The 24,580-nt window shown below is 60.0% G+C and carries 22 protein-coding genes and 4 pseudogenes; 10 read left to right on the top strand and 16 right to left on the bottom strand.

Annotated features, from left to right (window positions below; genetic code table 11):
- A complete protein-coding gene (sctV, locus tag AC0WRY_RS34930) occupies positions 1-2,118 on the top strand; it encodes a type III secretion system export apparatus subunit SctV (protein WP_128929726.1) in 2,118 nt (705 codons plus the stop codon).
- 216 nt (positions 2,119-2,334) lie between these two features.
- Positions 2,335-2,556 (top strand): tetratricopeptide repeat protein, encoded by a 222-nt coding sequence (locus AC0WRY_RS34925; RefSeq protein ID WP_232995594.1) that lies wholly within the window; start codon positions 2,335-2,337, stop codon positions 2,554-2,556.
- A gap of 910 nt (positions 2,557-3,466) precedes the next feature.
- Here AC0WRY_RS34925 and AC0WRY_RS34920 read toward each other — a convergent pair.
- From AC0WRY_RS34920 to AC0WRY_RS34910, 3 genes are all read right to left on the bottom strand, one after another.
- Positions 3,467-4,264 carry an effector protein NopP gene (locus tag AC0WRY_RS34920; RefSeq protein WP_276575808.1) on the bottom strand — a complete coding sequence of 266 codons (798 nt, stop codon included), beginning with the start codon at positions 4,262-4,264 and terminating at the stop codon, positions 3,467-3,469.
- Between the two features lie 446 nt (positions 4,265-4,710).
- On the bottom strand, positions 4,711-5,280 hold the full coding sequence (locus AC0WRY_RS34915) for an RNA-dependent RNA polymerase family protein (protein ID WP_232995595.1): 570 nt from the start codon (positions 5,278-5,280) through the stop codon (positions 4,711-4,713).
- Positions 5,246-5,500 carry a hypothetical protein gene (locus AC0WRY_RS34910; RefSeq protein WP_232995652.1) on the bottom strand — a complete coding sequence of 85 codons (255 nt, stop codon included), beginning with the start codon at positions 5,498-5,500 and terminating at the stop codon, positions 5,246-5,248. The genes AC0WRY_RS34915 and AC0WRY_RS34910 overlap by 35 nt, the downstream gene beginning before the upstream one ends.
- Before the next feature lie 77 nt (positions 5,501-5,577).
- On the opposite strand from AC0WRY_RS34910, the pseudogene AC0WRY_RS34905 reads away from it, so the two are divergent.
- The 5 genes and pseudogenes from AC0WRY_RS34905 to AC0WRY_RS34885 form a co-directional block, all read left to right on the top strand.
- Positions 5,578-5,811, top strand: a pseudogene (locus AC0WRY_RS34905) (hypothetical protein); the annotation flags it as partial.
- A 55-nt stretch (positions 5,812-5,866) separates the two neighbouring features.
- Entirely contained in the window at positions 5,867-6,034 is a 168-nt protein-coding gene (locus tag AC0WRY_RS34900; protein ID WP_164933827.1) for a DUF2309 domain-containing protein, read from the top strand.
- On the top strand, positions 6,027-6,770 hold the full coding sequence (locus AC0WRY_RS34895; protein WP_232995596.1) for a recombinase family protein: 744 nt from the start codon (positions 6,027-6,029) through the stop codon (positions 6,768-6,770). Before AC0WRY_RS34900 ends, AC0WRY_RS34895 begins: the two co-directional genes overlap by 8 nt.
- A pseudogene (locus AC0WRY_RS34890) lies at positions 6,671-6,901 on the top strand (recombinase family protein); the annotation flags it as partial. The gene AC0WRY_RS34895 and the pseudogene AC0WRY_RS34890, both read left to right, overlap by 100 nt.
- 96 nt (positions 6,902-6,997) lie before the next feature.
- The gene (locus AC0WRY_RS34885; RefSeq protein ID WP_232995653.1) at positions 6,998-7,267 is read left to right on the top strand and encodes a recombinase zinc ribbon domain-containing protein; all 270 of its coding nucleotides are present in this window, start codon (positions 6,998-7,000) and stop codon (positions 7,265-7,267) included.
- Between the two features lie 86 nt (positions 7,268-7,353).
- On the opposite strand, the gene AC0WRY_RS34880 is transcribed toward AC0WRY_RS34885, so the two are convergent.
- The 4 genes and pseudogenes from AC0WRY_RS34880 to AC0WRY_RS34865 all read right to left on the bottom strand — a co-directional run bounded on the left by AC0WRY_RS34880 (position 7,354) and on the right by AC0WRY_RS34865 (position 10,295).
- A complete protein-coding gene (locus AC0WRY_RS34880; RefSeq protein ID WP_128929727.1) occupies positions 7,354-7,986 on the bottom strand; it encodes a hypothetical protein in 633 nt (210 codons plus the stop codon).
- Between the two features lie 439 nt (positions 7,987-8,425).
- A complete protein-coding gene (locus AC0WRY_RS34875; RefSeq protein ID WP_232995654.1) occupies positions 8,426-8,575 on the bottom strand; it encodes a DUF2274 domain-containing protein in 150 nt (49 codons plus the stop codon).
- A 122-nt stretch (positions 8,576-8,697) separates the two neighbouring features.
- Positions 8,698-9,816, bottom strand: a pseudogene (locus tag AC0WRY_RS34870) (IS630 family transposase).
- Positions 9,817-10,010: 194 nt separating this feature from the next.
- The gene (locus AC0WRY_RS34865) at positions 10,011-10,295 is read right to left on the bottom strand and encodes a hypothetical protein (protein ID WP_128929728.1); all 285 of its coding nucleotides are present in this window, start codon (positions 10,293-10,295) and stop codon (positions 10,011-10,013) included.
- Positions 10,296-10,625: 330 nt separating this feature from the next.
- On the opposite strand from AC0WRY_RS34865, the gene AC0WRY_RS34860 reads away from it, so the two are divergent.
- The 3 genes from AC0WRY_RS34860 (at position 10,626) to istB (ending at position 14,262) form a co-directional block, all read left to right on the top strand.
- Positions 10,626-11,651: an IS110 family RNA-guided transposase gene (locus AC0WRY_RS34860; RefSeq protein ID WP_164934317.1), complete on the top strand. Its 1,026-nt coding sequence runs from the start codon at positions 10,626-10,628 to the stop codon at positions 11,649-11,651.
- A gap of 281 nt (positions 11,652-11,932) precedes the next feature.
- Positions 11,933-13,423 carry an IS21 family transposase gene (gene istA / locus AC0WRY_RS34855; protein ID WP_128929730.1) on the top strand — a complete coding sequence of 497 codons (1,491 nt, stop codon included), beginning with the start codon at positions 11,933-11,935 and terminating at the stop codon, positions 13,421-13,423.
- Entirely contained in the window at positions 13,420-14,262 is an 843-nt protein-coding gene (istB, locus tag AC0WRY_RS34850) for an IS21-like element helper ATPase IstB (RefSeq protein WP_128955095.1), read from the top strand. Before istA ends, istB begins: the two co-directional genes overlap by 4 nt.
- Before the next feature lie 706 nt (positions 14,263-14,968).
- Here the strand turns inward: istB and AC0WRY_RS34845 are convergent.
- The 9 genes and pseudogenes from AC0WRY_RS34845 to tnpC all read right to left on the bottom strand — a co-directional run.
- A complete protein-coding gene (locus tag AC0WRY_RS34845; protein WP_128929732.1) occupies positions 14,969-15,691 on the bottom strand; it encodes an LrgB family protein in 723 nt (240 codons plus the stop codon).
- The gene (locus AC0WRY_RS34840; protein WP_128929733.1) at positions 15,688-16,065 is read right to left on the bottom strand and encodes a CidA/LrgA family protein; all 378 of its coding nucleotides are present in this window, start codon (positions 16,063-16,065) and stop codon (positions 15,688-15,690) included. Before AC0WRY_RS34840 ends, AC0WRY_RS34845 begins: the two co-directional genes overlap by 4 nt.
- A gap of 273 nt (positions 16,066-16,338) precedes the next feature.
- Positions 16,339-16,704 (bottom strand): aldehyde dehydrogenase family protein, encoded by a 366-nt coding sequence (locus AC0WRY_RS34835; protein ID WP_276575823.1) that lies wholly within the window; start codon positions 16,702-16,704, stop codon positions 16,339-16,341.
- Between the two features lie 184 nt (positions 16,705-16,888).
- Positions 16,889-17,896 (bottom strand): PAS domain-containing protein, encoded by a 1,008-nt coding sequence (locus AC0WRY_RS34830; RefSeq protein ID WP_128929735.1) that lies wholly within the window; start codon positions 17,894-17,896, stop codon positions 16,889-16,891.
- 132 nt (positions 17,897-18,028) lie between these two features.
- A complete protein-coding gene (pyk, locus tag AC0WRY_RS34825) occupies positions 18,029-19,441 on the bottom strand; it encodes a pyruvate kinase (protein ID WP_128929736.1) in 1,413 nt (470 codons plus the stop codon).
- Positions 19,442-19,546: 105 nt separating this feature from the next.
- Positions 19,547-21,325, bottom strand: coding sequence for an FAD-dependent oxidoreductase (locus AC0WRY_RS34820; protein ID WP_128929737.1), 1,779 nt, complete (start codon positions 21,323-21,325; stop codon positions 19,547-19,549).
- Positions 21,326-21,361: 36 nt separating this feature from the next.
- Complete coding sequence (locus AC0WRY_RS34815; RefSeq protein ID WP_232995597.1) at positions 21,362-22,249, bottom strand: phosphoenolpyruvate hydrolase family protein; 888 nt, start codon at positions 22,247-22,249, stop codon at positions 21,362-21,364.
- Entirely contained in the window at positions 22,179-23,432 is a 1,254-nt protein-coding gene (locus AC0WRY_RS34810) for a Tm-1-like ATP-binding domain-containing protein (protein ID WP_232995598.1), read from the bottom strand. Before AC0WRY_RS34810 ends, AC0WRY_RS34815 begins: the two co-directional genes overlap by 71 nt.
- 218 nt (positions 23,433-23,650) lie before the next feature.
- A pseudogene (gene tnpC, locus AC0WRY_RS34805) lies at positions 23,651-24,508 on the bottom strand (IS66 family transposase); the annotation flags it as partial.
- Positions 24,509-24,580 lie beyond the last annotated feature (72 nt).

The following is a 24,580-nucleotide window of genomic DNA, read 5'->3' as shown; positions in this document are numbered from 1 at the left end:
ATGGCCAATACCCTGCATAGTCTCATCGTGCGCGCACCAGCTAACCCAGATTTGATGGTCGCGTTGATGCTTCTTCTGGCGATCGGAATGATGATCATGCCGATCCCGATCGTATTGATCGACATGCTGATCGGCTTCAACCTCGGCTTTGCCATACTGCTGCTGATGGTGGCCCTGTATCTCAAGACGCCGCTTGACTTTTCGTCCTTGCCAGGCGTCATCCTGATCTCGACCGTCTTTCGCCTAGCGCTTACCGTCGCGACGACGCGGTTGATTCTTGCGGAGGGGGATGCCGGCAGCATCATACATACATTCGGCGATTTCGTTATATCCGGCAATATCGCTGTTGGCATCGTCATATTCCTCATTGTGACCATGGTGCAATTCATGGTTCTCGCCAAAGGCGCAGAACGGGTCGCAGAAGTGTCGGCGCGTTTCACGCTCGACGCGCTTCCGGGCAAGCAGATGGCAATCGACGCGGAACTGCGCAACGGGCACATCGATCAGAACGAATCTCGCCGTCGGCGAGCGGCGCTGGAGCAAGAGAGCCAACTTCACGGCGCTATGGATGGCGCTATGAAATTTGTGAAGGGCGACGCCATCGCCGGGCTCATAGTTATCTGCATTAACATGCTGGGCGGCATCACAATCGGCTTGCTCTCCAAGGGCATGCCCCTGGAGGAGACGCTGCATCAATATACGATCCTCACCATAGGTGATGCGCTAATTTCGCAGATCCCGGCTCTGCTGCTGTCAATTACGGCTGCAACCATTGTCACTCGTGTCAATGGTCCTTTGCAGCTCAATCTGGGTGGCGATATTGTCAGCCAACTGACGGCCAGCACGCAAGCGCTGCGGTTGGCCGCCGGCGTCCTGATTGTGATGGGGCTCGTACCGGGTTTCCCTTTGCCTCCGTTCATCATGCTGGCCGTACTCTTCGGCGCGGCGAGCTTTGTCAATGTTGGCGTGCAGCGCGCCAAGAACGCCGCCAAGACGGAGGTCAGTAGCGCCGGTACGCCTCAAGCTCCATCGCAGGGTCAGAAACAGACCTTGCCTGCAGAGGCCCTTCCAATCGCGCTGTTCCTCGCACCAAACCTTGCAGGTGCAATCGACAAAGAGGAACTCGAGCAGGCAATCGTGCGAATATCGACACTGGTCTCATCTGATCTTGGTATCACAATTCCGCGCATACCAACCAAGATAGACCAGCTTTTACCTGAATCGCAATTCAGGGTAGACGTTGAGGGAGTGCCCGTTGGGCGAGATTTTGTGGATCCGACGCAACTCATGCTCAACGACGACGTAGCGAATATTGAATTGAGCGGTATCCCCTTTCGGCAAGACGTAGAGACAAATCGGATTTGGATCGAACAACTTCATGCGCCGGCTCTCAAAGCAGCCGGGATAGGGTATCACCGTCCGAGCGAAGTCGTCGCCTTGCGCGTCCAGTCGACATTGATGCGCTATGCACAGCGCCTGGTGGGCATTCAGGAGACCCGACAATTGCTGGGCCGAATGGAGCAGGAATATGCCGATCTGGTGAAGGAGGTGCTGCGCACGATGCCGGTTCCCCGGATCGCCGATGTCCTGCGCCGCTTACTGGACGAGGGCATCCCAATTCGCAACACTCGCTTGGTCCTGGAGGTGTTGGCAGAATGGAGTGAGCGCGAACAAAATGTTGTGTTGCTTACCGAATATGTTCGCTCCGGTCTGAAACGGCAGATCTGTCATCGCTATGCCAACGCCCACCGTGTCGTGGCAGCCTTTATCGTAGAGCGCCACACCGAGGATATCGTGCGCGGTGCGGTGCGCGACACCGCCGTGGGTCCTTATCTCGTTTTGGACGATTGCGATAGCGAGATGCTGCTTTCGCAGTTTCGCAAGATCCATTCGAGCATCGCACGCGGTCAGAGCCAACCCGTCATTCTGGGTTCGATGGATATCCGGCGTTTCGTCCGGGGTTTTCTCACCCGCAACGGGATCGACCTTCCTGTTCTTTCGTATCAGGATCTCGCTGCGGATTTTACGGTTCAGCCGATTGGATCCGTCAAGCTAGAGGCTTCACAACATAAGACTTCCCCAGGAGAGCGTCGTGACCCGATCGCCGCAACCAGCTAACAAAGGCACAGCAGTGGTCGTGAGATAGCAGTTGAATTTATGTAAAATGAATGTCTGGCGGCGGTTGTTCTCACTTGATCCGAAGTTATACTCAGCCATCCTCGCTCCGCTTGCCATTCTGCTACTCGGAGGCTGCGCGAGCTCGCCTAAGCCCAGTCCTTCATCGCAGCAAGAGACCGCTCCAGAACGCTAGGCGACAAGGATATCGATCCTGCTATGCGCGACCGCATTGCCTACGCTCTCCAAGCGGACGCTGACGAGGAGACTTTTCGCGAAACGTTGAAACAACAACCGGGCAAGGTCAATGCGGCGATTCCTCTGGCGCGTGCCCTGCTGGTGCGCAAGCGCCCGGATGAGGCGCTTGATGTCCTCGACAAGGTCTTGCTCGCGGTCCCTGCAGACCTGCGCGCCCTGAATTGCGAAGGGAGTTGTGCTTGACAGTGAAGGACGTCACCGTGAAGCACAAGCGCTATATCGGCAAGCTCTCGCAACGACCCTCGATAATCCGATGCTGCGCAACAACTTAAAGCTGTCGCTCGTACTTAATGAGAAGGCCAAAACAGGAAGCGCGAGCCTACAGCAGTTTTAGCCGCCCATCAGGGGGCGCAATCTCGCTAGCGCCGTTGCTCGCTAACGATACATTTCCTGCAGGGTTTGGTAGGTTGAGCACGGCTCAGCCTGCATCCGCTGGGGTCCTTTTTCGGCTAACGGGTTAGTCGCGAGTCAATGTGCAGATGCTCTCTTATCCCCGAGGCTTGGGATTGCGTGTGCTGGTTCTGACACTCATGTCTGTCTTCCAGCGACCTAGTGTATGCGATGGAGAGAGCATTTGCTGGTTTTTCTCTACAGCAACGCCGAAGAAACATTACGCACGACGCAAGCAATTCGCATTGCTTGTCGCACCGGCCGCCGACGAACAACTTGATGGTATGCTCAGCACGAGGTGGCTCGACATCTCTCCAGATTTGGCGTCTTCGATCGAAACGGCCGAAGACACACCATCAGATTCGCTCCTCAAACGGAAATCACTTTGGACCGTTCTGATGGTGGACATTGGCGCACACCGCGACTGGGCTGGAAACCGGCACGATGACGCGTGGCCCCCATGGCGTCAATCCGCGAATGATTCCTCCTCTCCGGATGCAAATGGAAAGCCCCGGCTCGAAGCCGGGGCTTTTGTTGAGCTATCATCGCCGCGCAACTCTCATAGACCACGGTGCGGTTGTTACCAGGGATCTCATCCGGTCAAAGCGGTCGGCTTCGACCCGCCGAGGACTCAACGTAAGCCGACAATGTCGACTTACGTTGCTCCACCGCCCGCCGCGACACGAACGCTTGCAGATCCGCGCTACATAAAGTCACCGTCCTCGTCGGAATCTGCTGCAGCTTCAGTATCACTGTCCGCTTTGGAGAGATAGCGCCGAGAACTAGTTGCACGTTGCCATTCACCATCGCTGTTTAGCTCCCACTTTCCGGACTGGGTGGGATCGAGCACCATGTCGTCCTCATCCACTTCAACGAACCCCATTGCTTGCGCGCGGGCTTTCGCTTCTGGATTAGCAGGACGCCAATTCACCAACGGTCGTTCGCCGTCTTGCCGAAGTTGGTGCTCGAGCAGAATATCGCCAGCATTCGTGACAAGCGGATGAGCCACCTGAAAGTCGACAACTGAGGTGACTTCACTTCTTCCGGGGAACTGGTCTCGCCACCTACCGCTTTCGAACTCAGTCATGCTGAATCCGCGTTCAGTCCTTTGCAGGCCGACGCTCATATTTCCTAACTGGTAGCTGTAGTATCGGGCGTCCTCGGAATCTCTTCTGACGGCGTACTTCTCGGCAACCTCTACCGTGCGCCTTGCTCTTTCAGATACAAGCTCAGAGTATTCGTGAGGATTGTTGGCGATTCGATTGATAGCTTCCCCATGATAGTTCCGCGCCTCTCTCCTGAATGTCGCTTGATCGATCTCAACCACGGGTGGCCTTGCAAGGAGGGCATATTGCGGATGCGAAGATGAGCTGCCGGCCGAATCTTGCAACTGCATTCTAGCGAACGCGTCCGCGAAGTCTTGGCTTTCGCAATTCGAATGCTCCGCATCTTGCCGATAATAAGTTTCGTTCTCGGAAAAATTGTTGATTCGACCGTACATGATGAGCACTCTCCTATGGTTCACATGTCTTGCATTGTGTCGGGCCGCTGACCAACCCACTCGTAGACCCCTAAGCTGTCCATACTCTGACACCAGCCTATAAATGGAAGGGACCTGCTGCTGCGCGGTGCTGGTCAGCGAGTACAGTTTCGGCGCCATGCCTCGGAACCGGTTGATGAGCGCCGTAACGAACAGGCCTCGCCTCCGCTAGGGCGAGGACCTTCCGAATAGAGTTGCATCATCCAAGCTCGCTCCTCCTCAGCATAGGATTAAATCAGACAATTCCCCTCTGACGATGTCGATTCGGGAGAAACAACAGGCTCTAGATCGAGATCTTACTTGGCCTGTTTGGATCGTGGTCGAGTAGCTCAGCCATTTGGCTTTCGCCCTCACAGATCCGGGCAGGCGGCTTTCCCGCACCCGGCTCTTCCCGAGAGTAACCCGCGTCATATCCGCGCCTGCGCCCAAGTGCGAGTGATGCCCGGACCGGGCAGACGGAAGTGTGTCGTCAGGGTCTCGAACTCCGACCAGCCCATGCGCCGACTTTTCTGGCTACGCCGTCTCAGACAGCGCATCCACGTCCGACGCACTTCGCGGTAGAAGCCGTTGAGCGCTGGATAATTGTGCGGCCTGCCGTAGTAGCCGTAGTGTCCACGCAGAACAGCGGCGAACCACTGGTGCTGCGTGGCCAGTGACTCGTGCATGAGCCGCCAGGCGTCCTGGCGCAACGCCGTCAGCTTGCGCGTCAGGCGTTTCCCGTCCGTCTTGTGCTTCACCATGAACCGGCCGTCCCGGGTCCGCCCGCAGTAGTGGGTGAAGCCGAGGAAGGCGAAGGTCTCGGGCCGCCGCTCGCCGCGCCGCTGACGCGAGAGGGCCTCAAACCGGCCAAACTCGATCAGCCGCGTCTTGCCCTCATGAAGCATCAGGCCAAAGCTGGCCAGCCGCACCTTGAGGGCCAAGAGCATCTCCTGCGCATCCGCCTTACTCTCGAAGCCCATGACGAAGTCGTCGGGCATAGCGCACGGTGCGACCGCGTGCATGGCGACGGCGCCATTGGTGGGCCCAGAGATCGAGGACGTAGTGCAGGAAGACGTTGGCGAGGAGCGGGCTGATGCCCGCCCCTTGCGGAGTACCCCTGTCCGTTTCTTGCTTCTCGCTGCTCTCCAGAACACCGGCCCGCAGCCACAGCCCAATGAGCCGTAGAATGCGAGGATCGGCGATCCTGTGCGCCAGCATCCGCAACAGCCACTCGTGGTCGACCGAGTCGAAGGAAGCGGCCACACACTACCCATCGCCATGATATCCCAGCTTCGGTGACGATCACGCGCAAGCGTCACGCATTCGAAGGTCAGGCGTTGGCCGTGATCGGCACCATTAGGCGGCGCGGCGTCCGCTATCTCCTCACAGTTCTGCCAGATGGCAGTCGGTCGTTGATTCCGGCGAGTTGGACCGATTGGAAGGTTGAGCCGCTTGGAGGCACGCCGCCGACCGATGACGCTGTCCACGATCTCGGCAGGCTCGGTGATTTGCTCCACTTGCGCAAGCTCGTCGACGCTCTTTGCATCGGGGGTGCCGAGTCGGCGCCGTGCAAGGAGAGTCGCCATGCAATTGAACCTGGAGTTTTTCGATCAGCCCGATGTTCCACCAAGCGCGCCAGCAGCGTGGGACCAAATCGACGAAGCCGCCCGCATGGCGGCAATCGAGATTCTGGCGCGCCTCATTGCACGCCTGCTCCCGGACGACCTGGCGATGGAGGCAAGCGATGAGTGAGCGCGTCAAGATTACGTCAAGTCATCTCTCTCGACAGGCTTTCGTCTATCTGCGCCAATCCAGCGCCGCACAGGTCGAGCACAACCGCGAATCAACCGACCGGCAATATGCGCTTGCCGGCAAAGCGCGTGACCTCGGCTGGCCCGATGAACGCATCATCGTTATCGACGAGGATCTTGGCCTCTCCGGTTTGGGCTCGGTGGCGCGTTCGGGCTTTGCCCGCCTCACCGCCGAAGTGGCGCTCGCGCGCGTGGGCCTGGTGCTCGGTCTCGAAGTCTCGCGGCTCGCGCGCAATAACGCCGAATGGTACCGCCTGATTGATCTGGCCGGATTTACCGACACGCTGATCGGCGATGCCGACGGCATCTATCATTCGGCCGTCTTCAACGATCGCCTCTTGTTGAGGCTCAAAGGCACGATGAGCGAAGCCGAACTGCACGTGCTGCGGGCTCGCCTCAACGGCGAATCCGCAACAAGGCGGCGCGGGGTGAACTGCGCCGCGGGCTGCCGGTCGGCTTCGTCTGGGGCGAGGCTGATGGCGAGGTCCGCTTCCATCCTGACGAAGCTGTCGTCATCGCCATTCGCAGTGTTTTTGCACGCTTTGCCGAGATGGGATCGGCGCGTCGCGTTTGGCTCTGGTTTCGTTCCGAGGGGCTCACGTTCCCGCTGCAGCTGCACGCCCGTGCCCAGATCCGTTGGGTCGAGGCAAGCTACACCGCCATCCACCAGGTCTTGACCAATCCCGTCTATGTCGGCGCCTATATCTATGGCAAAACGCGTCAAGAGACGATTCTCTTTAGCACTGGTGCCCGCAAGAGGCGGATTCGATTCTTGCCGCGTTCCCAATGGCAGGTTCTCATCCCCGAGCATCATCCAGGGTTCATCGACTGGCAGACCTATGAAGCAAATCAGCAACGTCTCGCCGCGAACACGCGACCCCAGCCGCACAAGGGCGGCGGCGCCGTGAGAGAGGGCAACGCCCTCCTGCAAGGTCTTGTCAGTTGCGGCCATTGCGGCCGCCGCCTGCACACCCACTATCGCGGACGCAATTCTTCGCCAGGTTATCACTGTGCTGGCAAAGTGCTGGTCGAGAACCGAGGCGTTTACTGCCTCAATATCGGCGGCGTTCAGGTCGATGACGCCATCACCCGGGCGTTCATTGCCGCGTTGGAGCCCGCCAAACTGACCGCGACACTCACCGCCGAGAGGGAGGCGACGGGAAGTCTAGTGTAGTGAACACCTAACTTTCGTGCGCTAGTGTCGGGGGCCGCGTGAGCTGTCGTTGTGTGAGTGAGCAAACTGCTCGTAGATCGAGCTAATCAGCTCAACGGGGATGATATCGAAGCGGTATGGAAATAGCGAATGCTGCCCAGTCTCCGGGTCAATGGCTTCGAGAAAGTCCGCAACCGAACAAAGTGCTTATGGCGCAAGCGGCTCATTGGCATGGAGGCTGGAAACATGTCTCCGTTGAACGTGGCGCGAAGCCATGCAAATAACGCGTGCGAAGACGTCGTATTGCGTAAGGCGTCAGGCAACGTGTCTTCGCCGCAATGTTTTTTGAGCTTGCGCTTATCTACGATACCGCGGTCGACGAGATACTGGGTAAATATTACTCGGCCGATTAGACCTTGAGCGATGCCTCGCTCTAGGTCATCAGCGACGAGGTCCCGCTCGAGAGCGCTTAGATCGGACAGAAGCCTTTGATCGACGGTATTCTTCCGATTGATGGAATCGTTTCGAAGCCAGAATTGGCCGCTCTCCATTGCGAGGCGCCCGGCGAGTTCGTCCAGCGCGGTTAGCTCGCTAGCGATGATCTTGAACGTGTGGAGTCGGTTAGCTTCCGCATCGCCTTGTGCAAGCGGCCGGCCAAAGCCGTTGTAAAGCTCGATTGTGCTCGGGCTGACGATCCACAGGAGGGGCGTGTCGTGCCCATGGCGTCGCCAGCCTCTCAAGCTCGCTCGTCGATCACGCGAAGTCAAAGGAACTTGCCGTTCGCACCAGGGACGTCGCGTTACCAACGGCCCCGAGTAGAGCAGTTGTTCAATCGGTTTCCTCTTAAGCACGCAAGATGCGCTGAAAGCGCCCTGGCGTTCACCACAAGTCGGCAGCCGACATTTATCGGAAATTGAACGGTGATGGGTTGCGCCGGCTCGCCGCGAACAGAAGCCCTGCGTCCATTCCGAAGCCGAGCTTTTGAGTGTCTGCCTTTCGCAAGAACCGTTAGTTGCGGGGATACGCAACACCCGATTGTTGCGTTTGGTAGAACAGGAAATTCCGAGAGCCTCTGCATAACTGATCAGAAATGGCGACTCTGCGCCCCAACGCCTTCTAAGCTGTTGATTTAAAAGGTAGTTCATCGCTGCGCAGGTTGCTCGACCTGCTTCGCGAGCGCTAACCGGATCTCTCGGCCGCTCGAGGGACGGAATGAGTGTCACTTCGCTGGGGACATCGCAAGGCGCGGTCGGTCGCCACAAAGCGCTCGATCATGGGAGGAATCAATTTAGGGGGCTCTGTTGGCGTCGCGCTGCGGTTCCGTGTCAGAATTTCCGCGTTGTCCGGCCTCTAACGGGGCTATTTCATGCCTGTGATGTCTGGTTGCTAAGACGGTCGCCGGACATCCACACGATGACGAGGTTGGCCGAAGCGTTGAAGGAGGTCTTATCCTAGTGTCTTGAACCAGAAGTTCGCAACATCGGGTCTTGTTTTTCCGGGGCGCTGTAACGACAGAAGCGCTCGATGGAAGCAAGGATGTCGTCGGCGGATTTGGTCCATCGGAACGGTTTCGGATCGGCGTTGTGTCGTTCGATGAATGAGGCGATGTCTGCCCTGAGGGCGGCTACGCTGCGATAGACGCCGCGCCTGATCTTCTTATCGGTAAGAAGCGCGAAGAAGCGCTCGACCTGATTGAGCCATGACGAACTGGTCGGGGTCAGGTGCACATGCCAGCGCGGCCGTTTAGCCAGCCATTTCCGGATCAGCGGAGTCTTGTGGGTGGCATAGTTATCCATGACGAGATGGACGTCGAGTTGGCGGGGCACAGCGGCCTCGATCTCGTCCAAGAACTTGCGGAACTCGGCGGCACGGTGCCGTCCGTAGCACTTGCCGATAACCCGTCCGGTCGCAATGTCGAGGGCGGCGAACAGCGATGTGGTGCCGTGTCTTTTGTAATCGTGGCTCCTTCGGGCCGGCTGGCCGGGACGCATTGGCAACATCGGCTGACTGCGGTCCAACGCCTGGATTTGCGACTTTTCGTCTACACACAGAACGATGGCGTGTGCCGGCGGCGAGACGTAAAGGCCTACGACATCGCGCACCTTGGCCACGAAGTTCGGATCGGTCGAGAGCTTGAACGTCTCCATCCGGTGCGGCTGGAGGCCGAAGGCCCGTCAGATGCGTTGTACCGTCGATACGGATAGGCCGCTCGCCTTCGCCATGTCCCGGGAGCTCCAATGAGTGGCGTTCTCAGGGCAACTCTCCAACGTTCTCACGATCACGGCTTCGATGCGGGCGTCGTCAATCGTGCGAGGCGCGCCGGAGCGCGGCTCATCATGCAGCCCGGCCACGCGCTGCTCCACAAAACGTCGTCGCCACTTGCCTACTGTGCCCCGCTCCAGGCCTAGCTTGGCCGCCACGTCCTTGTTCTGACCACCTTCCGCGCAGGTCAGCACGATCCGGGCTCTCAAAGCCAGCGCCTGCGCCGTCTTCCGCCGCTTCGTCAGCGACGTCAGTTCGGCGCGCTCGTCATCGCTCAATATCAGGGGGGCAAGTTGCTGGACCGCCATCGGAGACTCCGTCGCTGTTTGCCGCCATCTTTGGCACAGCGACGCGAATCTAATGCGAATCTACGATTGCGAACTTGTGACTCAGGACACTAGAGTTTTACTTCACCGATCTGGCGAACAGTCGTTGCAACGCGACTGCAAAAAAAGGGAGGCTGCCAACTGCGCGGGTGTGAATTGGCCGGATAGCTCTCGACTTAAGCAATGGTTTCCACGATTTCATAGCGCCGGATCAGCGGTCCGATCCCCTCGTTGAGCAGGGTCAGGACGTTCTGCGTTGTCGGAGCGAGGAGTTCAATCCGCTCGATGCGAACTGGACTCCATGAAGGCTGCTTGTCCTCATCCGAGGCGATTTCCTCGCGGAGTTCGAGAACGATCTGTCGCACCTCTTCCAGCTCTGCAAAAAAGAAACTCTGGATTCCTGTGTCTTTCCAGCGATCTTCGTTCGGCTCAATCTCGCGTGAGTAGGTATATAAGATCATGGTTCCTCGCCTGCATGGGCGGCGGCGATCAAGGTGAGACCTTAGCGACAATCAGGATGAGACTGCGCGGATGGGGACGGACCGAAGGGAGGGCGTAGCCCGACCGGAGGACCGTTCCCATCGGCGTCGCGTTTTTCGGACCGGTCTGGCGGCTGGGTGCGGCTGGTGCAAGCTGTTGATTCGTCTCGACAAGAGGGAATCGATGCCTTGCCTGGCCTTCACATCACCGACCACCAGATGAGATGGGATGGTTGCCGCCCTCCCCAGACGGCATCGTAATGTGCCAAGAACGCAGTGTTTGAACCCCGAAGCGAAGAGGACGGCAAATTGATGGATACGGTGATCGGAGTGGATCTAGCCAAGAATGTGTTTCAGCTCCACGGGGCGTCAATGGCGGGACACTTGAAATTTCGAAAGAAACTGTCGCGGCTTCAGTTTCGGAAGTTCATGGCGGGCCACCCATCGGCAGTGGTGGTGATGGAAGCCTGTGGCAGCGCCCACTATTGGGCACGGGAGATGGTCAAGCTCGGCCATGAAGTGAAACTGATCGCTCCGCAATATGTGAAGCCTTTTGTGAAACGCCAAAAGAACGACGCGGCTGATGCCGAAGCAATCGTGATCGCGGCACAGCGCCCCGAGATGCGCTTCGTCGAGCCGAAATCGGAAGAACAGCAGGCCAGGGCAGTGCTCTTTCGGGCTCGGAAGCGCCTTGTTCATCAGCGCACCGATCTGGTGAATGCGCTGCGTTCTGTTCTCTACGAATTCGGCCATATCATCCCGCAAGGAATCGAACAACTTAAACGCATTGACGCAATCCTCGAAGATCCGAACAGCGATCTACCAGAACTGGTCCGCGAGGAATGTCGGAGTCTCATTGATCAGATCGCCTACAAGACGGAGCGGATCGATGCCAAGGCAGAGCAGCTCAAGAAGTTGGCGACGCGGACGGTCACGGCGCAGCGGCTGCAGACAATGCCGGGGGTCGGCCCGCTGACCGCACTCGCGATCGAGGCTTTCGCGCCCGACATGGCGGCCTTTCGACGTGGCCGAGACTTCGCGGCTTGGCTCGGCTTGGTCCCACGGCAACATTCCTCAGGGGGAAAGGAAAGGCTCGGACGCGTTTCGAAGGAAGGACAGGCGGACATTCGCCAGTTGCTCATCGTTGGGGCGATGTCGCGGCTGAACTGGCTCGGGCGCAAGTCGATCCCTAGCGGATCCTGGCTGGCGCAGATGCTGGCGAGGAAGCCGCGCATGCTTGTGGCGATCGCCTTGGCGAACAAGATGGCTCGGACGATTTGGGCCATGCTCACCCGGAAGGAGGATTATCGGAACCCAGCGCAGGCAGTGACGGCATGACTGCATGCAGCACGAAATAGCCTGACGTTGGCGAAGGGGGTGTGAGAAGGCGACGACCCGAATGGGCGCAACGATCGAACAGATCTGGATCAGGAAACCAGCTAGAGCCAAAGAGCCGACGTGCTCGGAGATGAGAATTGGACCTGGTCCGCGGATCACCATACCGGCCAGCGGCTTCTGAAAATGCCGTAAAGGAAGGCCTGACAGAAGACCGCACTCGATCACACGCCAAAGGGTCAGAAACTTCTTGCATTGCGGGCGGCAACCACAGAAGGCTGTACATGACCTACCGACTGACATTGTCTCCCGAGGCCGCGGCGGCCAAGGCGGGGTTCTCGAAAGCGAGCGCGTATCGGATCGAGGACGATTTGCGCCTGCCATCGCAGAAGAAGGTGCCGAGAGGCCGGCGACGGTCCGATCCGCTCGTGCCCTATTGGGACGCCGAGATCGTTCCGATCCTGAAGGCTGCGCCCGGCATCCGCGTGATCGGCGTGCTGGACGAGCTGCGCCGTCGGCATCCCGACCTCAACCCCAACATCCGACGCACGCTGGAGCGGCGCATCAATGCCTGGCGGGCGCTCAATGGCCCTGAACAGGACGTGATCTTCCGCCAGGAGCACGAGCCCGGTCGTCTGGGTCTGTCCGACTTTACCGATACAAGCCCGCTCGGCATTGCCATTGCTGGTGAGACGCTCGATCACCGGCTCTACCACTTCCGGCTGGCGTTCTCCGGCTTTGAGCATGCCCATGTCGTGCTCGGCGGCGAAAGCTTCGTCGCCCTGGCCGAGGGCTTGCAGAACGCCCTGTGGGCGCTCGGCGGCGTTCCGCGGGAGCATCGCAGCGACAGCCTGTCGGCAGCATTCCGCAATCTGGCGGCCGACGCGCGGGAGGATCTGACACAGCGCTACGCCGCGCTGATGGGCCACTACGGCATGGCGCCAACGCGCAACAATGCGGGCATTGCACACGAGAACGGCTCGATCGAGAGCGCGCACGGTCATCTCAAACGAGCGCTGGAGGATGCGCTGTTGCTGCGGGGCACGCGCGACTTCATCAGTCTCGATGCCTACCGGGCTTTTGTCGACGAGATTGTCGGCCGGCGCAACGCCAACCTCGCTAAGCGGATCGCGCTCGAAAAGGAAGCACTGGCGCCACTGCCGAAAGGCCGCACGACCGACTTCGAGGAGAAGGTGATCCCGGTGACGTCGTCAGGCGGCTTCATCCTGCGGCGCGTGTTCTACACTGTGCCTTCAAGACTGATTGGCCATCGCCTGCGTGTGCGCATCTTCGACGACCGGCTCGAATGCTTCCTCGGCGTCACGCCGGTCGGGACGCTGCGGCGCGGGCGGCCTGTGTCGGAGAACCACGGCGGGCATGTCGTTGATTATCGGCACGTCATCCATGCCCTGCGGCGCAAGCCGATGGCGCTCGTCAATCTCGTCTATCGCGATCAGCTCTTCCCGCGCGCGGCTTACAAGCGCCTCTTCGAGACCTTGCGGGAGCATGGCGACGACCGGCGCGCCTGCAAGGTGACGGTCGAGCTTCTGGCTCTGGCCCATGAGCGAGCCTGCGAAGCCGAGCTCGCCGAGGCGATCGCGACCGCTCTCGATGCCGGACGGTTACCCGATCTTGCGGCATTGCGCGATCGCTTCCGACCCGAGGCGGCCTCGATCCCGAGTGTCGCCGTCAAGCTGGCGTCGCTCGACGTCTACGATGAGCTGGCCTCCGTCAGCGTCGTGTCGGCCCACTCGAACCTGGGAGGAGCAGCATGACCAGCGGAGCTACCTCCATCGATGCCGCCCGCGTCGAGCTGCTGCTCAATGAGTTGCGCCTGCCCGGCGTCAAGGCGATCTGGCCGAAGCTCGCCGCGCAGTCGGACAAGGAAGGCTGGCCCGCCGCCCGCTTCCTTGCGGCCCTTGCCGAGCACGAGGCAGCCGATCGCACCCGCCGCCGCATCGAACGACACATGGTGGAAGCGCGTTTGCCCGCCGGCAAGACGCTCGCCACGTTCGAGTTCGAGAGCGTGCCTATGCTGTCAAAGGCACAGGCGATGGCGCTCGCCGCCGGTGACGTCTGGTTGAAGACCGGCGCCAATCTGCTGCTGTTCGGTCCACCCGGCGGCGGCAAGACCCATCTCGGCGCAGCGATCGGCCTGGCTCTCGTCGAGGACGGTTGGCGCGTTCTCTTTGCACGTACCACTGATCTGGTGCAGCGGCTGCAGGTGGCCCGGCGCGAGCTGGCGCTGGAGTCCGCAATCGCCAAGCTTGACCGCTACGACCTCCTGATCCTCGACGACATCACATATGTGAGCAAGGACCAGGCGGAAACCAGCGTATTGTTCGAGCTGATCGCCTCCCGCTACGAGCGACGCTCGCTGCTGATCACGGCCAATCAGCCATTTGGCGAATGGGGGCGTATCTTCCCCGATCAGGCGATGACACTGGCGGCGATCGATCGCCTGGTGCACCACGCCACGATCCTCGAGATGAACGTCGAGAGCTACCGTCGAAAAGTTGCTCTCGATCGCAGGCGCGGTCCAGGCCGGCCGCCGGTTCACGCCACTCCAAATGAACTCGAGAAGGCGGTGACTGACGCTGGCAATGCCGCTTGATTGTCGCGCAGCGTCAATCAAGCCTTGCCAAGCCCGCAGCCAGCGTCAATTATCTTCTGACTCGGCCGCCTCGTCTCATCTTGATTGACGCGCCGCTCTCATCCTGATTGTCGCGCCATACCTGCATACCTGCGATATCCCCGCCGGTCTTATACTTTCCAATTCTGCCATGGAAGATCAAATCCCTTGTTGAGGACGATGTAGTTGTCACTCTCCGGCTCGTGCGAGTCCGATGAAGTGCGTGCACTCCGGGCGGCAAACGGGCAATGGCGCGACACCTCCAGGCCTTCAGCCATCTCGTGAGGACTTGTCGACAAGATCGGACAGCTTCAGTTGGAACTGTCGCCGTCGGAATCCCTGCAAACCGTCCCTGACGGCGAGTAAATGCGTCCAGCACTATGGCCGTATGGGCGGGGGCGATAGCCAACGACAGCTTCCGTGGCGTCGGGCGCTGCATGGTACCAATCGTTGCCCACGAGTAGTAAATTCAAATTGCAGGCTTGTGTGGCAAATATCCGGTTCAGGAGGCAGCCGCACTTGCGCTCACAGCGCCGGGGCGTCCATTCCTACGCGATTGGGTTCAAGGAACCTATTCTGTGAGTGCGTAGGGTGGACTGCCCCGGCCCAGTGAAGATCGGGCCAGTGACGCTATCAACCATCAAGATCGATAGCGAGCTAGTGCGGAGCCGATACAAAAACCCGACGCTCATCTCATTAGCACTGTGAGCGCTAGCGGTACGAGGAAAGATGTGATTAGTGCGTTTAGGCTCATAGCAATTCCAGAAAACACGCCAGCCACCTCGTCCACCTGAAATGCTCGCGCGGTGCCGATCCCGTGCGCGGCGATTCCTGCCGCAAAGCCACGAGCCCGAAAATCGGTGATGCCGGTACGGTTCATCAATCGCGTGACAACGGTCGCTCCCATGATCCCGGTGAGGATGACCGCGACTGCCGTCAGAGACGGATCCGCCTGCAGCGTTTCGCTGATGCCCATTGCGACCGCGGCCGTTACCGACTTCGGGGCAAGGGACAGGATCACCTCGCGAGGCAGGCCGGCAGCCTCCGCAAGCAGCACAATCGAGAAGACGGCCGTGACCGAGCCCGCAACGAGCGCTGCCAGCATCGGCACGATCGAGGCAAGGACAATCTTGCGATTTTCGTATAGCGGGACCGCGAGCGCGACGGTTGCCGGGCCGAGCAGGAAATGCACGAACTGCGCTCCGCCGAAATAGATCGCATACGGCGTGCCAGTTGCGAATAGAAACGCGCCGATGATCCAGACCGCGTGCAGCACGGGATTGGCAAGGGCATGACGGCGAAGCGCAAGCGACACGGCATCCGCGATTGCATAGACCAGCAAGGTGACCGTCAACCAAAGCAACGGGGATTGCGAGAGATAGACCCAGAGGGAGAACGGATTGTCCTTCACGGTGCCTCGCTGAACAGCCGACTGATAAGGCGGAACGTCAGAACCGTCGCAAGCAAAGTCACCATGACCGAGACAGCAAGGATCAATATTATAGCGAGCCCGTGCGTCGCGAGGAGATCGAGCTTTTCCACGACGCCAATGCCGGCTGGGACGAACAGGAGCGACAGATGCTTGAGCAGCCCCTTGCTTGCTGTTTCCACGCCGCTATTTCGTAGTGGGCCTCGAGCGATGCTTGAAAATCTGTCACGGGCAAGCAGCAGAATCAGCAAGAGCAGGAGCCCGAGCACGGGACCTGGCAGCGGTAGGCCGAGGCCCCGGGTGATGACTTCGCCGGCGAGTTGGCAGAGCAAGATAAGACTGAGACTTGCAAGCATGAAACACCCTGAGCGGCACATTCATATCAGGAGGAGCTACCGAAAAATTGTCCATGGCCGCGTGGTCGAGAACCGACCGCCCCTTCTTCGATTTGCTCAAGTCCGAGACGGCTTCTGACCACATCAGGTGCTCGCCCGGATCACGAACTTAGTACTGAGATATCCCTCGATTGCTTCCACCCCGCCTTACGAACCGTAGCTGGAATCCCTGATGTTTCCGAACGGGACTTCTGAAAGCGCCAAGCTAGGTATTTGATGGACACCATACCGCTTTCAAGCGGTCGGCCCCGAAGGCACAAGCCGTCGATTGGCCTCCTCGGCGACCTCGTCGTAGCTCTTGAATGCAATGATCTGGCGCGAGCGGCCAAACGACTCTTCATTCATGATACACGCCTCGGGCGAGGTCCCCGTCAGGACCGTTGACTCGACGAAGAACCCTTCGTTGCCAATGCGCTTGCCATCGGTCTGCAAGAATGCGCCGCGCTGGACTGACAGCGCCGGCAACGAAGCTCTCCATCGCATCGGCCAGCCGCGAATTGGCGAGTTGTCCCCCATTCGCGTATCCTTCTCGAACACATTTCCGACCTTGATGCGCCAAGCTTCTATCGTAGTTCGCCAAGTCGGCCCTTCTCGCCACATTTCAGACCTTTCTTGATAGGGCATTGAATTCGAGCAGCAGGCAATCCGCTATGCCTTCACCATGGCTGCGACCACCAGGAAGGAATGAACGCGTTCTCTGAGAAGCGTTCGCCGAAGTTTCGGGGTAGCTAGACGAGAAAGAGAGCTGGGGAGTAGTCATCAGAGGCCGTTGGGTCTGCACCGGCTATCGCGGCCGGACACCGGGCTTGCCAACCACAGGGAACGTAAATTCGATTCCCGCTTCAGAAAACGTCTTCCGCAACGTTTCCATCAGCTCATCAGACATCTGGGGAGTGTCATTGTACTCCTCCAGCCGCCGAATGACCGCGGAAGACACGCCCGCTCGCTCCGCTAGCTCCTTTACCGACCAGTTTAACATTCCACGCGCTGCACGCAGTTGCCTCCCCGTGACCTTTGAGGCCCCTCTTCGCTCCCGCGCGAGTATATCATGGTGTGCGTCGCTCCACGTGCCGAGCCATTCTCGAACGCCACCCTCGCTGTTCTTGAGGGGCACCGCCGCGCCCTGGTGCCAGCGATAGATGCCGTCCGGCCGGCGCAAGCGACATTCGACGTTATAAGGCTGCGCTGTCTCGACCGAGACCGCCCACTCTCTTAGAGCTGCCTCGCGGTCATCCTCATGGATGAGACCGATCCAGTCCTTGAAACGTGATCCATGATCTTCGGCAGTCTCTAGCGCATTGGAAACTGCAGTGAGGCGACCATCGCTACTGCTTGTCCATGGGAAACCCCGACAGATCTCAGCCAATGCCCTGTAGCGCTCCGCTTCTACTTTGAGCGCGTCCAAGAGATTGCGCTGTTCAGTGATATCGCGCGCGAGCCCAAGAATGCACTCTGGTTTGCCGGCCTCATCGAGCAGCGGTTCGGCCCGGCCGTGGATCCAGCGCAAAGTTCCGTTCGGACGGATGACACGAAATTCACCCTCGAGCAACGATCGATTGAGCTCCCGTGCGCCGAAACAGCGCATGCTGCTGCGGTCATCGGGATGAATCCTTTTCTCGATTTCCGCGTATGCTGGCGTAGTTCGACGCGGATCCAGCCCAAATAGCTCATAAAGGCCACGGGACCATTGCATCTGGCCGTTGCCGTCGCTGCGCCACAGTCCGACAGAGAGCTTCTCTTCCAAGAATGGAAGGACATTTGCAAGGCTGAGGCCGCTCTCGAAGTCAGGCAATGTGAGCTCCTGGCCGGACCTGGGGCCGAGTTCGGTGCATCTCGCGCGCGATCATCTTTGACGCCTCGCCCTCCTCCCGACCGCAACCAAGACGCCTCGCCCGACGGTTCACGGCAAATGACCTTGTCCTTCTTAGCAGGCAGCCACGCGGAGATTGTTTGTCGCGCCTCTATGTCCGAATGGCAGGCCAAAAACCACCACCGCCAGGTCGCCCGACCGCGCATAACCTTCCCGCTGGGCCGCCACGGCGGCGATCTGGGTTATTTCCTCATAGCCAGAGGGATCGCTGGCCACCACACTGTGTACGCCCCACAACAGGCACATGCGCCGCGCCACGTTTTCATCCTGCGTCAGAGCAAGGATCGGAACCGGCGGCCGCTTGCGCGAGATGCGGGCCGCGGTCGTCCCGCTGGCTGTGAAGCCGACGATGGCTTTGGCCTCGATGGTGGCTGCAAGATCTGCACCCGCGGCAGCGACCGCATGCGGAGGCGTATTCTCCTCGTCAACTCGTGAGGCCTCAATCAGGGACCGGTAGAGACGATGCTGCTCTGTACTCCTGATGATGCGATCCATCATGGCGACGGCCTCGATGGGATAGGCGCCGCTTGCCGATTCGGCTGACAGCATCACGGCATCGGCGCCATCATAGATGGCGGTCGCAACATCTGAGGCTTCCGCGCGCGTTGGCGTCGGCGCCGCCACCATAGAGTCGAGCATTTGGGTTGCGACGATCACGGGCTTTGCGGCCAGCCGGCAGGCGCGGACGAGTTCTTTTTGCCGGCCAGGCACGTCTTCTGGGGGGATTTCGACCCCGAGATCACCGCGCCCGACCATGAGAGCGTCTGACAACTGAATGATATCGTCGATGCGATCAAGCGCCATGGGCGTCTCGATTTTGGCGACGAGGCCCGCTGCTTCACCAATGAGGGCCCGCGCCTCGATCAGGTCTGAAGGCTTCTGAACAAATGACAGCGCAACCCAGTCGACACCGAGCTCCAGGCCGAAGGCGAGATCGGCGCGATCTTTCTTGGTGAGGGGCGAGATATCGAGCGACGCCCCCGGCAGGTTTACGCCCTTATGATCGCGGATCGGGCCGCCGACAATGACGCGCGCGACCATTTCGCGATCGCCCGGTCTTTCGACGCTCAGGCGCACACGGCCGTCGTCGATGAGCAGCTTTTGGCCTGGATGCGCAGCTGCAAATATTTCCGGATGCGGCAGAGGGATTGCCTGCTTTCCACCTCTTGCTCCGTCGAGGACAAAGCGGACGCTCTCTCCAGCATGCAGGCATAGCTTGCCCTCTTCAAGCAAGCCGATCCGGATTTTCGGGCCTTGCAGATCCTGTAGCACTCCGATGGGACGGCCGAACTCTTGCTCGAGCGCGCGGATCGCCGAAAACGCGCGCGCGTGGTCGTCTTGGCTGCCATGGCTGAAGTTCAGGCGAAAGGTATCTGTGCCTGCAAGATAGAGATCACGGATTTTGTTAGCCTCGGTTGTGGCCGGACCGAGGGTTGCGACGATCTTGGCGTGGCGCGAACGACGCATCAAAATTGAATCCTGTGCAATGGGCTACGTTAGGGATCGGCGCTCATAGCTGTTGCCAATACCGGGTTTATCACGCGCCTCGCCCGCGCCATTCCCAAGTCGACATCACGCTCCCGAAGCGGCAGCAGCTTTCTCTTGCTGCGTCGAGGAAACGATACTGTTGACGGCCCGGTACGCGAACACAATGGCTGGCCCAATGGTGATGCCTGCTCCGGGATAGATCCCACGCATCGGGGAGGTCATGTCATTGCCGCAAGCATAGAGTCCTGGAATTGGCCTTTCCTGACCGTCCAATACCTGCCCGCAAGTGTCGGTTGCCAATCCGGTTGCAGTGCCGAGCGTTGCCGGAACGATTGGGAGTGCGACGAACGGGCCGGTTTTGATTGGCCCAAGGTTTGGGTTCTTCTTGCCCACGGCCGAATCGCCGAGCGTGCGATTGAAAGCCGATTCACCGCGATTGAACAGCGGATCGCGCCCCTCAGACGCATGCGCGTTGTGTTCTTCGACAGTCTTTTGAAGCGCGGCGGACTCCAATCCCAGCTGCTTCGCAAGCTCTGGAATCGTCCGGGCGACCTTGATGTAGCCAAGGCGCGCATATTTCCCGATGCTCAAGGTCCATGGCCATGGCAGCAAATGCCCCATCCCTCTCAGCCGTACGAAGTCGTGGTCGCAGATGAAATAGAACCGCTTGTCTGCCGGATACCCACCGTTGAACATCGCCAAGCAGATGTCGTGATAGGAATTGGATTCGTTGACAAAACGCTTTCCATCTGGCCCCACGGCAATGACGCCGGGACGGCCGCGGTCGAGCCAGCCGTAGGGAACGACTTGCGAGGAACTGCCGCTCTTCAGAATCGATACGGGCGTCCAGAAGCCGGCAGAGGCAACATTGTTGTCGATTGCCGCTCCGAGCCTTGTCGCAAGAGAGATGCCGTCGCCTGTCGCATCGGGATGGGCGAGCGTGTCGTCGTGCTGGTGGGGGCCACTGAGCTCGGCTCTCAATTGCGCGTTACGCGCAAACCCGCCCGTTGCGAGGATCACCCCATGGGAAGCGCGCACGCGAATCTCGGAATCGGCCGACTTAACGACCGCGCCGGTGACGCGGCCTTCTTCCTTGATCAACTCTACGAGCGGGGATTCCGGCCATATCTCGACGCCGTACTTGCGCAGGCTCACAAGCAAGCGCGCGATCAGGGCGTTGCCTCCGCTGAGCTCGGTGCCGCGCCTGTGGCCAAGCCGGTCACGCGCGTAGCGGCTGACGCGGCGCAAGACGTGCCTGAGCGAGGCAAAGGATTGAAACGGATTGAGGAAGCTTCTCACCTCGCTCGATGAGATCATCATTCCGCCGAGCACAACGCGGATGGGATTGCCTATCAGATCGAAGTCGCTGCCAAGAAGCCGTCCGTCATAAGGCGCGGGGCTCAGTGCCCGGCCCTTATCGACTCCGCCGACCTGGCTTGAATGGTAGTCGGGGGCCGAGGCCAGCGTGAACTTGACTTCAGTCCCGTTCTCAAGGGCGGCGAGCGCAGCCGGGCCGTCCTCGAGATAGGCATCAACAAAGCCTGACCGGTAATATGTGCCAAGTTCATGTTGCAGGTAGGTCTTCGACTTCGCAAGCGAGTCGTCGATCTTCGCCGAGCGCGCTTGGTTCGAGCAAGGAACCCAGATCATTCCATTGGAGAGAGCTGTCGTGCCGCCAAGCCGCGCCGACTTTTCGCAGACAGTGACGCGCAGTCCTGCCTTTGCTGCATAGAGCGCAGCCGAAAGCCCGGCCGCACCACTACCGACCACGAGAACGTCGGTTGCCCAATTGTGCTCCGGCCTCCCCTCTCGGGCGAGTGCGACGGTCTTTCCCTTGCCTGATTGGCCCATCGGGTTATTCATTCGAGCCTCGCTGCGAGTGTTCTCTTGGAGCTGACGTCAGTGATGCCGCGGAAGCGGGACGGCTTTGAACTCCTCAGCCGCCGCCTTCACTGCCCGTTCGATCGGGATTCTTTCGATGGACGAGGCGCCAACGAAACCCACGCATTGCGTTGATCGGTACACCACGATCGTATCCTCCGGCTCCGCGATTGCACCGCCATGGCAAAGCAGGATCACATCGGAGCGCACGCTCCTTGCGGCGTCGCTGATGTCGTTGATGCGCCTGATCGCCTCTTGGATGGGCTGTCCTTCCTCATGGCCGACGAGCCCGCCTCGGGTGGCTCCTACGTGAGGGACGATGCAGTCCGCACCTGCGCCCGCCATCGCTTTGGCGTCGTCAGGGCTCGCGACATAGGCAAGCGAGAAGATGTCCTTCTTGCGCGCAGCCGCGATCATCTCGACTTCGCGTTCGAAGCCTAGTCCGACGCGCCCGCGGCGATAGCGCCATTTGTCGCCCATCGTGGAGATGGTCGGATAGTTGATTACGCCGGAGAAACCGGCCGACCAGAATTTGTCGAGCAGGGCATCAAGATCGAGCCGGAGGGGATCCCATGCCTCAATGCCGCCGATCACGGGCACCGAAGAAACGACGTTGCGGACTTCCGAGGCAAGTTCGAGCGTGCGCGCATTGGAATCGCCGATCCGGCTGGTCGGAAGTCCCATTAGGCGCGACAGCCCGGTGCTGTAGACGACCAGCATGTCCGCGCCCCCGAGCACTGCACATTTCGCAACCAGACCACAGCTGCTGCCCGCGGCAAGAATGGCTTTTCGCTCCGCCACCTGGTTTGCGATCTTGGCCAGGATTTCGGTTCGCTCAAACATTCGCATCGCCATCAGCCTTCTTGCCCAATTGCTTGAGGATCCATCTCGCAGCCGCCTCCGCAAATTCGGGATCGTTGATGTGACAGTTCAATTCGCGGACCGTAACCTTGGGCGGCAGATTGTCCTTAAGCGCATCGAGCCACGCGCGGTCCGCATCAGGATCTCGAAAGATGCCGCCGTCGCGGTCATAGTCGGAGACGCCTTTTGCCGGCCAAAGGACCATGACAGGCCCTTCTGCCAACGACAGCCGCTGGGCCGTAAGCCGGCCGATGCTCGTATTCTCGGCGAGGGTTGTGCGCATCAGCGTCGTGTACGGTGTATGGGAGTAGAATAGCCGGCCGCGAAATTGATCAGGAACGCTGGATGGCGCACCAAAATTGACCATGTCCACCGCGCCAGGCGCGATAACATGCGGTATTGATTGCTCTGCCGCTCCCTTGAGCCGATCCGGCCCGGCGCTCGCGGTGCCACCCACGATTTCGTCGGCGAGTTCGGTTGTGGTCAGATCAATCACAGCATCGAATTCGCCGGCCGCGATCAGCTGCTCCATCTTGCGGCCGCCCGCCCCGTTTGCAGGAAAGACGATCGCGTCGACCCCGGCCTTGCCGAGGCGCCCAACGCACTGAGTTGCCGCCGGCGTCGTCACTCCGAAGGCCGTGATCGCAACGATCTTCGTCTTTCGCGCAGCTTTGGCGGGCGCATAGCGCATGGCGGCGATGGCCTGTCCTGCATTCTGCAAGACCCGCTCGGTAAACGCATTGATCCCGAAGAGATCGACCAATGTCGGATAGAGCATGATGTCGTTGTGGACCGCCAATTCGGCGAGAAGTGCTGGCCTTGCGCTGCTCACGAGCAGCTTGGGAAAGCCATAAGGCAAATCAGATACGACTTCGCCGAACACCGCACTCCCCTTCCCACCGGCGACCCCGACGATCGCGCCGATGGCCCCTGATGCCAGCAGATCGCGAACTTTCCCGCGTGTTGTTGCGGCGATTTCTTTCAAGAGCTCGGCGGGCGAGGCGACGCGAACGCTATGACCGCCTGCTTGATTCGTCCGGGGCGCAATCTTCGAGGTGCCGACGTCAATCAGGACGGTCTTGCGGCCACACTTACAGATGATATCGGCCAAGTAGGAGACTTCGCGGCCCTTGGTATCGAGCGTAGCCACAATCGCGACTGCGTTCGAAAGCTCGGACAGGCTACCATCCCGGACCGCCCCCTGGCCGTCCGTGCAATGGTGAGACACGATTTTTCTCCTAGATCATTCTGACCAACGCGAGGTCTAGACCGAGCGGGATCGGCGTATAAGACCGCAAAGCGTCTAAGTGGGTAAGATTGGGTAGCCTCCTCCCGAAGTTCGAGCTACGTGCGCGCGGGCTTTTCAAGTGTACGCATACGACGAAGGCCGCCTGATTGACGCATGCGCGCGAGCACGGCGAGTTCTACGATGGCGTTGCGTGAAGGTCAGGCGGCTTGCTGATCGGCGGACTTGCCGGCTTGGTGCAGGAGCTTCCATTCCCAGGGCAGCAGTTCGCGCAGACGCGAGGTGGGAAGATCGGCGATCCGGGCGAGGACGTCGGCGAGCCAAGCCTTGGGATCGACGTCGTTGAGGCGACAGGTCGTGATCATCGTCAGCATGATAGCGGCACGGTCGGCGCCACGTTGGCTGCCAGCGAAGGTCCAGTTGCGCCTTCCCAAGGCAATGCCTCTCAATGCACGCTCAGCGCAATTGTTGGTCAAGCAGATCCTGCCATCGTCGAGGAAGCGGACGAAGTCGTCCCAGCGCTTGAGCATGTAGTTCATGGGCTTCAGGACCTCGGCGGAGCGGGAGAGGCTTTCTCGCTCGCGGAGCAGCCAGGCGTGCATGTCGTCGAGCAGCGGCTTGCTCCGCTCCTGGCGCACAGCACGCCGCTCGTCGGCACCACGGCCGTTGATGGCGCGCTCGATCTCGAACAGGGCGTCAAGACGCCTGACCGCCTCCAGCGCGATCGGGGAGACCGGTTTGCCCTTGCCTTCCCGGGCGGCTTTCTCGATGTCAGCCAGCTCGAAGAATCCCCGCCGCGCATGGGCCAGGCAAAATGCCGGCGTGATCGGCATTGCTTTCCTTTTTGGATCGAACAACGGCTCGAAGCCGCCATAGCAATCCGCCTGCAGAATGCCGGCGAAGGCGGCCAGATGCCTCTGAGGATGTTCGCCCCGTCGGTTGCCCGAGGCATAATAGACCGCCGCCGGCGGCGCAGGCCCGGCGAACGGCCGGTCATCCCGCACATACGTCCAGATCCGGCCGGTCGTGCATTTGCCCTTCGCCAGGATCCGGATGGTGGGGTGAGTAGGCCGGAGGGATTTCACCTCCAGCCTCTCGCAGAACCGGGCGTGAGACTCTCGCCTCACCCG

The organism is Bradyrhizobium sp. T-12 (assembly GCF_058314695.1).
The sequence above is the reverse complement of the archived record's forward strand: the minus strand, read 5'-3'. Positions and strand labels throughout refer to the sequence as shown.